Annotated in this window: 3 protein-coding genes; 2 read left to right on the forward strand and 1 reads right to left on the reverse strand. The window is 72.2% G+C overall.

Going from position 1 to position 2,387, the window contains the following annotated elements; all coding sequences use genetic code 11:
• Nucleotides 1-271, reverse strand: a 271-nt coding sequence (locus ACY35P_RS15440) for a FeoA family protein (RefSeq protein ID WP_462116722.1), incomplete at its 3' end; no start/stop codon positions are given.
• Nucleotides 272-434: 163 nt separating this feature from the next.
• Between ACY35P_RS15440 and ACY35P_RS15445 the strand changes: the two genes are divergently transcribed.
• Both ACY35P_RS15445 and ACY35P_RS15450 read left to right on the forward strand, forming a co-directional pair.
• A complete protein-coding gene (locus ACY35P_RS15445) occupies nucleotides 435-1,220 on the forward strand; it encodes an enoyl-CoA hydratase-related protein (RefSeq protein WP_462116723.1) in 786 nt (261 codons plus the stop codon).
• A gap of 1 nt (nucleotide 1,221) precedes the next feature.
• Nucleotides 1,222-2,387, forward strand: a 1,166-nt coding sequence (locus ACY35P_RS15450) for an acetyl-CoA carboxylase biotin carboxylase subunit (RefSeq protein WP_462116724.1), incomplete at its 3' end; no start/stop codon positions are given.

A 2,387-nucleotide genomic window follows, 5' to 3' on the forward strand; every position in this document is an offset into this window, starting at 1 on the left:
CGGGGCGGCGCGACGCCGGGCGTGCGGCGACGTCGGACGCGAGCCGGACCGCCACGCGGTCGGCCTCACGCCGGCGGAGGGCGAAGCGGGTGAAGCCGATCTGGACCAGCAGCGGTTCCGCGCCGATCGGGCCGGCGGCCACGACCTCGACCGCCTCGCCCGCCACGAAGCCGAGCTCGCGCAGGCGTCGCGCGACGGCGTCGTTGGGGACGGCGTCCTCCACGGCCAGCACGGTCGCCGCGGTACGGAAGGGCAGCTCGGACAGTCTCACGTCGACACCGCGTCCCAAATGGGAATTGTTCTCATTCTAGCACCCGCAGTCGCGCGACGGCCGCCTCCCACGCGGCGGTTCAGCGGCCGCTGCGCTCCGGGGCCCCACCGGCCGCAGCGGGGCGACGGGCTATCATCACGGGCTCTCCGCCGTCCCCTCGCCCATGAGCCATCCCCTGCTCCACCTGCGCGACGGCGCGGTCGCGCGCCTGAGGCTGAACCGGCCGCAGCTCCACAACGCCTTCGATGCCACGGTCATCGCCGCCCTCACCGGCGCGCTCGACGCGGTGGGCCGCGATCCCGACGTCCGCGTCGTGGTGATCGAGGGCGAAGGCGTCTCCTTCTCGGCCGGTGCGGACCTCAACTGGATGCGCGGCATGGCCGCCGCCGGCGAGGCCGAGAACCGCGACGACGCGCTTGGCCTCGCCCGCCTCATGCGCACGCTCGACGAGCTGCCCAAGCCGACCATCGCGCGCGTGCAGGGCGCGGCCTTCGGGGGCGGCGTCGGGCTCGTGGCCTGCTGCGACATCGCGATCGCCACGGCCGGCGCGCGCTTCGGGCTCACCGAGAGCCGGCTCGGCCTGCTGCCGGCGGTGATCTCGCCCTACGTCGTCGAGGCGATCGGCGCGCGCGAGGCGCGACGCTGGTTCGCCACCGCGGAACTGTTCGATGCCGCGACCGCGCGTCGCATCGGCCTGATCCACGAGGTGGTCGACGATGAGGCGGCGCTCGACGCCGCCGTGCAGCGCCAGGTCGACCTGCTGCTGAAAGCCGGGCCGGTGGCCACCGCCGCCGCGAAGTCGCTCGTGCGCCGCGTCGCCTCGCATGCCGATCGCGACCGCCACGACGCGGACAATGCCGACCTCATCGCGCGCCTGCGCGTTTCGCCCGAGGGCCAAGAAGGCCTCGGCGCCTTCCTCGAAAAGCGCTCGCCGGGCTGGTGCCCCTGACATGTTCGACAAGATCCTGATCGCCAACCGCGGCGAGATCGCCTGCCGCGTGATCCGCACCTGCCGCGCGCTCGGCATCCGCACCGTCGCCGTGTATTCCGACGCCGACGCCGACGCCCAGCACGTGCGCCAGGCCGACGAGGCCTACCGCATCGGGGAGTCGCGCCCGCAGGAGTCGTACCTGCGCGGCGACGCGATCCTCGACGTCGCGCTGAAGAGCGGCGCGCAGGCGATCCATCCCGGCTACGGCTTCCTCAGCGAAAACGCCGATTTCGCCGACGCGGTCGAGGCCGCGGGCATCGCCTTCATCGGCCCGCCCGGCACGTCGATGCGCAAGATGGGCAGCAAGGCCGGCGCGAAGGAGCTGATGCAGGCCGCGGGCGTGCCCGTGGTGCCCGGCTACACGGGCGAAGACCAGTCGCCCGACCTGCTGCAGTGCGAAGCCGATCGCATCGGCTATCCGCTGATGATCAAGGCCGCGCACGGCGGCGGCGGCAAGGGCATGCGCATCGTGCGCACGTCCGAAGAGTTCCTGCCGAACCTCGAGAGCTGCCAGCGCGAAGCACGCAATGCCTTCGGCCGCGACCGCGTGCTGCTCGAGCGCTACATCGAGACGCCGCGACACATCGAGATCCAGGTGTTCGCCGACCGCCACGGCAACACGCTCTCGGTGTTCGAACGCGAGTGTTCCGCGCAGCGTCGCTACCAGAAGGTGCTGGAGGAATCGCCCTCGCCCTTCCTGACGCCCGGGTTGCGGCGTGCGATGGGCGATGCCGCGGTGCAGGCGGCGCGTGCGATCGACTACGTCAACGCCGGCACCGTCGAGTTCATCGTCGCGCCCGACGGCGGTTTCTACTTCATGGAGATCAACACGCGCCTGCAGGTGGAGCACCCGGTCACCGAGATGGTGACGGGGCTGGACCTCGTGGAATGGCAGCTGCGCGTCGCGGCGGGCGAGCCGCTTCCCCTCGCGCAGGATGCGCTGGTGCAGCGCGGTCACGCGATCGAGGTGCGGCTGTACGCCGAGGATCCCGACGCCGGCTTCCTGCCGGGCTCCGGGCGCCTCGAGCGTCTGCGGCTGCCTACGGCGGGCGACGGGGTTCGCGTCGACTCGGGCGTGGTCGAAGGCGACACGGTGACGATCTTCTACGACCCGATGATCGCCAA

It is taken from the genome of Lysobacter xanthus (assembly GCF_047159895.1).

Excerpts from the sequence above, each read along its gene's own strand:
- ACY35P_RS15445 (WP_462116723.1), top strand. The coding sequence starts at position 435 with ATGAGCCATCCCCTGCTCCACCTGCGCGACGGCGCGGTCGCGCGCCTG.